The 8,654-nt window shown below is 58.4% G+C and carries 8 protein-coding genes and 1 pseudogene; 4 read left to right on the top strand and 5 right to left on the bottom strand.

The window, feature by feature from the left end; genetic code table 11:
* The 3 genes and pseudogenes from IE243_RS21280 to IE243_RS21270 form a co-directional block, all read left to right on the top strand.
* Positions 1-430: pseudogene (locus tag IE243_RS21280) on the top strand (hypothetical protein); the annotation flags it as partial.
* Positions 431-457: 27 nt separating this feature from the next.
* Positions 458-1,639, top strand: a complete 1,182-nt coding sequence (locus IE243_RS21275; protein WP_191321316.1) for a hypothetical protein — start codon at positions 458-460, stop codon at positions 1,637-1,639.
* 128 nt (positions 1,640-1,767) lie between these two features.
* Positions 1,768-2,640 (top strand): chromate transporter, encoded by an 873-nt coding sequence (locus tag IE243_RS21270; protein WP_308432093.1) that lies wholly within the window; start codon positions 1,768-1,770, stop codon positions 2,638-2,640.
* An 844-nt stretch (positions 2,641-3,484) separates the two neighbouring features.
* Here the strand turns inward: IE243_RS21270 and IE243_RS21265 are convergent.
* Positions 3,485-3,748, bottom strand: a complete 264-nt coding sequence (locus tag IE243_RS21265) for a hypothetical protein (protein ID WP_191321315.1) — start codon at positions 3,746-3,748, stop codon at positions 3,485-3,487.
* Positions 3,749-3,946: 198 nt separating this feature from the next.
* Here IE243_RS21265 and IE243_RS21260 point away from each other — a divergent pair, with 198 nt between their 5' ends.
* On the top strand, positions 3,947-4,702 hold the full coding sequence (locus IE243_RS21260) for an SDR family NAD(P)-dependent oxidoreductase (protein WP_191321314.1): 756 nt from the start codon (positions 3,947-3,949) through the stop codon (positions 4,700-4,702).
* 326 nt (positions 4,703-5,028) lie between these two features.
* Here IE243_RS21260 and IE243_RS21255 read toward each other — a convergent pair whose 3' ends face one another.
* The 4 genes from IE243_RS21255 to IE243_RS21240 form a co-directional block, all read right to left on the bottom strand.
* Positions 5,029-5,853 carry a DoxX-like family protein gene (locus tag IE243_RS21255; RefSeq protein WP_191321313.1) on the bottom strand — a complete coding sequence of 275 codons (825 nt, stop codon included), beginning with the start codon at positions 5,851-5,853 and terminating at the stop codon, positions 5,029-5,031.
* Positions 5,853-6,368 (bottom strand): NAD-dependent epimerase/dehydratase family protein, encoded by a 516-nt coding sequence (locus tag IE243_RS21250; protein WP_191321312.1) that lies wholly within the window; start codon positions 6,366-6,368, stop codon positions 5,853-5,855. The genes IE243_RS21255 and IE243_RS21250 overlap by 1 nt, the downstream gene beginning before the upstream one ends.
* A complete protein-coding gene (locus IE243_RS21245) occupies positions 6,365-6,832 on the bottom strand; it encodes a DUF2269 family protein (RefSeq protein ID WP_191321311.1) in 468 nt (155 codons plus the stop codon). Before IE243_RS21245 ends, IE243_RS21250 begins: the two co-directional genes overlap by 4 nt.
* A gap of 399 nt (positions 6,833-7,231) precedes the next feature.
* Positions 7,232-8,542 carry a TAXI family TRAP transporter solute-binding subunit gene (locus IE243_RS21240; RefSeq protein ID WP_191321310.1) on the bottom strand — a complete coding sequence of 437 codons (1,311 nt, stop codon included), beginning with the start codon at positions 8,540-8,542 and terminating at the stop codon, positions 7,232-7,234.
* Positions 8,543-8,654: the final 112 nt, after the last annotated feature.

Below are 8,654 nucleotides of genomic sequence, written 5' to 3'. Positions count from 1 at the left end.
CCGTGGAATCCATGCCCACGATCGCGTGGAATCGATGCCCATCATCCGTGGAATCCGCAGTGCTGACGATATAGCGGACAGAAGCTTTCGCCAGATCTGCCTTGTACAAGGCCTGCCATACAACGCCGGCGTTGAGCGTGAATTTTGGGTGGCAATAGCTGCTGTCGAGGAGCTGCTCACGCTGAAAAATGGAAGGCGGACCCGCGCGTCGAGAACACATACAAAGGTTGGCAAGGTAGGAGTCCTCAAAACCATTGAAGATTGGGCGTTAGCGAAGGGGCCCACAACTGGCTTTCGGCAGTTGGTCGAAAGCGGAATGCACGATCTGACCGGTGAAGCGATCGTTTTGCGTCATCCAGAGCAGTTTTCAGTGGCCGCAGTCGCCGCAGCCCGGCAACGGCTGGCAGCTTTTTGGCATCAGCGTTGTTGAATAAGAAACCGCCTGGGTCTTAATCCGATGAAACTCCGATATCGCAAAATCGCGGCCAGCGCCGTGGTCATCTCGACGGGCGTGGCTTTCTTCACGTCTCCAATGTTCGGTGCAGCCAAGCTTGCGCTTTCCTACGCGGACCCCTTCTCGATTGCCGAATACCGGCTCAGGGGGCTTACCAAGGATGAGTATGTAGCCAAAATTGAAGAAGCGCTGTCAGAAAACGATTTTGATGACGCTGAGGCGATTGCCAAGATCGCGCAGGAGCGGGGGCATGCAATTGATCCAGCTTTGTTGGCGCGAGCGAATGCTGGCGGGGTAACGAGATCGATAGCTTATGCGTATGAATTCGCGGAAGGTTTTGCATATGGCAGTTTTGACAGCACCGCCCGAATAGCTGGCACACTGGCTTCAGACTTAGTAGGTTTTGGCGATATCCGTGATGTTGTTAAGGAAGGATATAATGCGACATCAGGAGGCGATCCTGATTGGATTACGTTGGCGTTTGCAACATTTGGCCTGACGACCTCCGCCATGACATTGGGGTCGCTCGGAACGGCGTCTCCCGTTAGCGCTCCCTTGGATATGGGGGCTTCAGTATTGAAAACGGCAAACAAGACAAGGCGATTGACAGTTGGATTGCGACGGCATTTGTCAGGGATCGCTGCCCATGCGGTTGATAAGGATGCATTGAAGAAGGCGCTGGGCAGCAATCCCGCGGCTCTCGTGAAACTGCCAAGCATGGCGTCGCTTCGGAAGCTGTATGACGCTGTCCCGAGTACAAAAATGTCCAAGCTGGAGCTGGAGCGTTTTCAGAAGGAGGCGGTAAATCTCGTTCCCGTTGATACGGCAGCGCTGAAAAAACGGTTTGATGGCGTACTGCGCCCAGAGGCATCTAAATCGTTGGCGTCGTTTGGAGCATCAACCGCTGAAGTGGCCCAAAGCGGGGGCGTGAAATCTGCCTTCAGGGTCCTCTCCCATGCAGAGAACCCCAAGGAAATAGCGAGATTTGCAAAGCTGTCGGAAAAAGCCCAAGGACGAACGTCTTCGATAATCCGGCTGCTTGGGCGTAAGGCCATCAGCGTCGCAGGCGTGTTGTACAAAATTGTTGCTTCTGTGATGTTTCTGATTTTTTGGGTGCTCGGTGGGATCTGGACGGCTTTTCTGTTTATGGCCAGTGTCCGCACATTGCTTCGCAGTTCGCCTTGACGGGTAGTTCGTAGCCTTTCATCCTGCCGGCAATATAATTCTCAAGCCAGCGACAGCACCCAACTTGACGCCGACGCATTGCCGCTGGCGCGTTCGTCGGCATCTACGTATTCGCGATCCCGTTCCCGTTGATTGTTTTGTTTGCTGGCATTCTCGGTCTTGCTGGATGTCAGGCGGCGCCATCGTACTTTGATGGATCCAAAGCATCAGTTGGCTCTGAGAGTGCTGACGGAAACAATGTCATTGATCGCATGTTCGCCGGTGGAGAGCTCTCGCATGTTACTCCGAAGTCAGCTTTCGCGATCAGAGTGTTGCTGATTGGGGGGGCGCTCTGGCTTGGTCCACTGCTGCTGCTTTGGATCCTGACGGGTCACGGGAGTGTATGGACGCAAATCGGAACGTTCTTTAGTGGCATGGCGCTGGTCACCTTTGGCGGAGCCTATGCTGTCCTTGCGTACGTCGCACAGGCTGCGGTGGAAACTTTTGGATGGCTCCGGCCGGGAGAAATGGCGGATGGGCTTGGTCTGGCGGAGACAACCCCCGGCCCACTCGTGTTGGTTCTACAGTTTGTGGGATATCTTGCCGCATACAGGACGCCCGGTTTGCTCAGTCCGATATTGGCAGGCTGCCTTGGCGCGCTTCTCACCACGTGGGTAACGTTTGCGCCTTGCTTCATCTGGATTTTTCTCGGCGCTCCCTATGTCGAAAAGCTACGCAATAACAAGGCTGCAAGGTCCGCCCTGTCCTCGATTACAGCGGCGGTGGTGGGGGTGGTCGCCAACCTGGCGCTGTGGTTTGCCCTGCATGTGCTGTTCCGCCATACGACCGAGTTGAAGTTTCCTTGGGGAGGGGTGGAAATACCGGTTTGGTCATCGCTCGACTGGCGGGCCGCTGTGATCGCAATAGCTGCAATGATGGCTATGTTGCGCTTCAAGATTGGGATGCTGCCAGTTTTGGCGGTTTGCACCGCTTTAGGGTTGCTGCTTGTGGCTTTCAACTGATCGCCTGGTTCATCGTAGCGAGTGGTATCCGGCCGGCTGTTGGTTGAAGGTCTCATTCAACATTGTAATGGACCAGCGCAAGGGCAGGTTGCAGTAAATAACCTGAAGACCGCCCGATCTTGGCGTGGCTAATCATTGAGTTTGAGCTTGATGGGGCAGGCGTGATTGCCTGACATTTTGAAGCGCACTTCGGATCTTTACAGAAAACCAAGCGCGATCTTCGCTTTACCAACCGGAAATCGCGTAGCAAATAGCGATGTTGGGATGTGTGGAGCGCGTTGCTCCATATATGGAATTGGAAATCCAGTTGAAGCAGAAGCTCCGAACCACTTATCGGCTCTGCCAACTGGATTGATGCCAGTTCAGCAAAAAAGCGGGGAAATATTATCCATCTTCGGGATGTAATTTTGCATTCGGGCAAGGAAGAGCGTCTGCGGGTTGCCAAGGTATGGCGGGTTTCATATGTTCATTGTTTGGGACTGGTAATCCTCATTGGCGCCGCCATTCAGCGAGGTGCATGCCATGGTTCGGGTTGAGTACCGAGAGCTTGCGACCCAAGTTCTGATTCTGGCTACCGGGTTGACCATGATCTTGGCTTGGGGGTAGTTCCGATAGCCGGGTATTTGCTCTCTGATGTTCATCCTGCCAGAAATATAATTCGCACGGCAACGACCACCCCAGCTTGACGCTGACGCAGCATGATCGAATTATATTTCCGGCAGGATGAACAGCGGCGGTGACGCCTCCAATCCGTAAATGTTGATGGCCCTACACCCATATAGAACATTACGGATTATATATCGTGGTGGTTTTTTTTATATATATCCACGTTGGGTTCAGTTTGTCAGGCACCGGGTCGCTCCCGGCTCCTTTTTATCCGACAGTTATACCAGTAGGTCAGCGCTCCCCTGTCAGTCAGCGCCGCCCCGTCGATGAACGCCTGGACAACAACGTCCTGAGGGTGGCTTTCAAGCTGCCGGTACATTGCCATCGCTGCGTCAATCTTGGTGCTGCCGTTCGACATCATCTCCCGCGGTTCCGCGACCACCTTCTCGACGATCGACATGTCGGTGACAATGGGTTCGGGTGATTTTGGTTTTCTGGACACGTGTGTCTTCCCTCCGGATCTTGGAACCCCGGAATGTGCGGAAGTGCGCCGGCAGGCTTTTGCATAGGCGGGCCGGTCGGAGGTTGCGGTGAATGCCATCGCCGGCGGATATGGCGCGGGACAGGCGTAACATTGGACGCTGGCGACGGGGCAATGTTATCCTCGTATCATGGACATCTATAGCCACAGGAAACTCTATTGACTGTCGAATTTAATCTTTCGGGCCGAACTGCGCTTGTAACCGGAGCATCAAGCGGATTTGGTCGGCATTTTGCCAAGGTTTTGGCGGGCGTCGGCGCCAGCGTTATTCTCGCTGCACGGCGTGAGGCGATGCTTGAGGATGTGGTCACGGAAATCGAAGCTGAAGGGGGATCCGCCAGGGCGATCCGTCTGGATGTTTCCCGTGATGAAGATGTGCGGGCGGCCTTTGAAGACATGCCGGTGCTGGACATTGTCGTGAACAATGCCGGTGTCGGCGGCATGGGCCGGTCGCTGGAGTTTGAGCACGCCGACTGGCGCAATATCTATGACGTCAATGTTCACGGGGCATGGTCGGTCGCCCAGCATGCGGCGCGGGCCATGGTTGCGGCTGGGCGTGGTGGCAGCATCATCAATATTGCTTCCATCACCGGGGCAAGGCCTGGCTACAACACAGCCGCCTATTCTTCGTCAAAGGCCGCTGTCACACATATGACGCGCTCCCTTGCCGCTGAATGGGCCCGCCATAATATCCGGGTCAATGCGATCGCCCCCGGCTATTTTCTGACGGAGATGACCACAGGTCTGGATGACACCAATTACGGTAAAGCCATGATGCAACGCATTCCCCAGGGTCGCTTCGGCGATTTGCCTGATCTGGACGGGCCGTTGTTGTTGCTCGCGTCCGATCTGTCGCGATATATGACCGGGTCGGTTGTCGTGGTCGACGGCGGGCACGTCTGCAGCCCGCTGTAATCGCTGTACCCACCAACCGGAAAATACACGGATCTGCCGTCGGATCTGTATGATCTGTTTTATGGATCGCCCTGTTCCTGCAATGGCGGGGCGGTTCATCCTGCCGGATGATACTATTCTCAAGACCAGGACAGTATCTTCCCTGACGCTTGCGCCGCAGCATAGACCGAACGTTGGCGGCGCATTCGTCGCGCGTGCAGGACTTCGCTGTGACTGGCAATATTTCAGGCGGCGCGGGCGCGCAGGTCAATGCAGGGGATGCGTACTCTGTCTTCTGAGACGAACCCCGGCGGGTCCGCGCGCCTGCCGTCGCTCATGGTCGTTGTTTATCTGTCGTCAGCCACCGCCAGTCCCACCATCATAAGGACAATTGCGGGGCCAGTCTTCACGAGCGCCCCCAGGGGCTCGACCCACATGCCCGGCGTCATGATCGCAGCAGACATCATGTAGAACAGTGACAACCCAATCCCGGCCAGCAGACCAATACGGCAGGTTCGCCGGATGGCGATCAATATGCCAATTGTGATGTCCATCAAGCTCGTCGCCACCGTCACTGCTGTCGCAAGCGCATCGCCAAAGCCGTGATCTGTCAGGATGCGCCGCGCCGCATCGAAGGCGACGGTGAGCGCTATGCAGCCGGACATGACCCAGAATAGTACAAGAATTCCGAAAATCAGCGCCTTTAAAAGATACAGACGCGCGAACCAACGCTCCTGCACCGTCGCGGCGACGAGACCGGCGGTATTCGAGCTGGAAACAGGGGTGATTCCAGTCATCTCCCGCCAGCGCGACGGGTCGCCGGTAACCCCCCGCGCCATCTCCGCAAGGGCGGTCGAGCGAACGGGTGGGCGCCATCCAAGTCCCGAAATGATGTCGCCGGCGACGCTGGCGGCTGTCAAAGCCCAGCCCGGCGCCCTGATGCGTCGTTTCGGCCCCGCAAGACGGGTCGTCAGTCCAGCCAGGACGTCTTCCACGTTCTGCGTCTTTTCCTGCATCACGTCCCAACCCGCGCGCCAGGCCCGGCGTCCCGCCGTCCACTCATCGAGAAGGAAGGCCACGGTGCGCCCAAGATCACGGGCGTCGGTTACAGCGAAGGGGCGTTGCGCCAGTTTCTGCGGGAGATCGAATGGGACAACAGCAAGAGCCCGCATCAGCGCGCTCCCCCATAGGGGGCGTCCGCGAGGACAAACCCAGGGCGCAGAATGACGTGCGACAACCCTGAATCTGCTATTGCCGCTTCAGCGGCGCGCTTGCCGCGGCTGAATTCCGTAAAGTCATCCGCCCCGTGTCCCGGGATGGAGACATGGACCAGTAGCGGGGCGCGCTCATCCTGTTTCCGCAAGGCGTCCACCAGTCGCACAACGAAAGCGCGGTTGGCGTCTGATGCGGATGAACCCGGCGCGTCTTGCAAAACCCCGATGCAATTGACGATGACATTCGCCCTTGTTGTATCGAGAAAGGCGCACAAACTCGCAGCATCAGCGTCAACGGGCGCATAGCGCACGGCGCGACCACTCCATGCGCTTTCCTGAACGGGCGTGAAGCGTCGCGCCACCGGGATGATATCGTAGCCGTTCGCAAGCAGAAACGCGCAGAGGCTTTCGCCGATAAGGCCTGAAGCGCCGAGGACGGCGACGACGGGAGCGGTGCGGATTGCGGTGGTCACAGGCCAGGCCGTGCGATCATGAGCCAGAGGATCGCCATGACGGACCCGAAGCCTGGAATGCCGAAGAGGAACCATATGCGGTAAAGACGGTGATATGCGGGGGGCAATTCATGCTGCGCCGCTGCAGCCTCCTGCGCAATGTCGCGCATGCGTGACTGGAGCCAAACGACAGGCAGCCAGAAGACGCCAGCCACGCCGTAGAGAAGCAATGCCGCTCCAAGCCATCCCTCCCAAAGTGGCGCTCCCGTCATGTCAGCGAGCAGGTATCCCGTGATGGGCTGGGCGACCACGGCGCTCGCAGTGAATATCATATCGGCGATCACCACGACCGCCGCTGTGCGCGCCACAAAAGCTGCGTCCTTCGTGCGATGCGCCATCAGCATAAAGAATGCGATCCCGGTTCCCGTTCCGAGAATGATGATCGCTCCGATAACATGCAGATATTTCAGGAGAAGATAGTCCACGCAAAACCTGTCACACTGTCGCTCAATCCTGGGTCGACGGAGGCGTCGTCATCGCGGCGCTGCAATCTCCCTGGGTGATTCACGCCCCACGAGGATTTAGGGCATCGAATATCCCGGTTATCAATATCGACGCCACCCATCGATCCCGTCGCCTGGAAAGCGTCTCCGGAAGCCGGAACAGTCACAACGGGGACAATCTGTCAGGACGGGTTGGCCTGATCCCACATCAGAATGAGGTTATGGCGCACATGGAGGACGCGCTTTATCGTTGACGGTCCGTCATTGCCCGCCGATTGCCCGCGACGGGTTAATTGCCTGCCAGCCTGCCGCCCTACAACGGGACTGACGTCATGGACGATGCGCCCGGCGGGGGATTGCCGGGCAGCCAGGGCGCCAGCGTCATCCGGGTTCCGCCGGTTCCGTTGCGCGTCGGGCTTTGGCGGAGACTAGGGCGCTTTGACGCGCTGCAAGCGAATGGCGCGCATGGTTGATCGCCAGGGCCATCGTGGAGCCAGCCCCGGAGCCGCCACCGGCGGCGACAACCTCTCCGATCAGCCGGTGAAGAATCTGCTCGAGTGCCGCCAGCGCCGCCGAATCAGCTTTCTGGGCCTGATCCGCGATCTCGATGAACTGTCCGACCCGCCGCTGCTCATGGTGCAACCGGCCGATCCTCATGCGCCCAATGGCGATCGTAAGGAGGGAGCCCAGGATGCTGATAACGGCCGCCGCCAGGTAGAAATAGCTCTGCAACTCATCGAAAAAGCTCTGGTCTCCGTTGTTCAGATAATCTGCGACGCCGGGATGAACCGGCAAGACCGGATTTTTTGCATCAGGATCTGGGGCTTCGATCTGGCTCGCCAGAGGACTGAGCGCAGTCAGCCTGGGTTTCTCCGTGAACAGTGTGCGCCCCACCGCGCCGGCGACGAGATTGAGCATCATGTCGGGGGCCACGAGGCGGTAGGTCACCGCCAGCGTCGTGACGCTGTCATCAGGGACGGCGGGGCGGGACCTGAAGGCGCCTTCCGGCGCGTCGAAAGACTCCAGAGCCGGAAAGCGCTGGTTGACGGCGTCCGCGTCCGGAAACTCAAGGATCGTTGGCGTTCCAGAGGTTCCCCTGGCCATGGCCGCCACGGAGTCGACCACATCTCCGGGCCCAACAGGGCCGACGGCAAGGATCGCCGCGATTTGCCGATGATGAACCGCCGCAACCATCTCCCTGGGGGACAGGAAGAGCCGCTTCACGTCGTGAGGCGCGACGTTGTAGTAGCCCAGAATCGTGTCAAGCAGGGCCGAGTTGACATCCTGAAGGCGCCCCTGCGGAATTGCGATCGTCTTGCCAGCCAGTCTGGCGATGCCGTCGATGGGTGATTTCGGCGGCAGGACAAAGGCGACGACGTCACGGCGCAGGATCGCGATCGTCTGGCCATTGGTTGGTGGTGAAACGTCGCTGCGGATTACGGCAAGATCCACCTGTCCAGTTTCGATCGCTCTCGAGCTTGCGGCCAGATTATCGACCTGAACGGGCCTGATCCGCACCCGGGGATGGTCGCGGGCCACCTCGGTGGCGAGCGCGCCGACAAGGCGCTGCGCATCCGAGCCAAGGGGACCGGTCGTCACCCGCAATGTCGCGTGCGGCGAGCCGTAATGGATCGCCGCCGCCAGCGCCGCGATGACAAGAAAGCCTGCCGCCCAGAGGACAAATCGCTTCATGATGCGCCCTGCCGTTGGGAAAGAGAAAGTAATCCTGGATCAGGGGGGTGCCCCGTAACCGCTGTTCTCAGGCCACGGCCTTGATTGGGTCCGAGGCGTATGCCCATGGCAG

The organism is Camelimonas fluminis (assembly GCF_014656355.1).
In the GTDB taxonomy this organism is placed as follows: domain Bacteria; phylum Pseudomonadota; class Alphaproteobacteria; order Rhizobiales; family Beijerinckiaceae; genus Camelimonas; species Camelimonas fluminis.
This window is presented reverse-complemented; position numbering and strand designations above follow the sequence as displayed.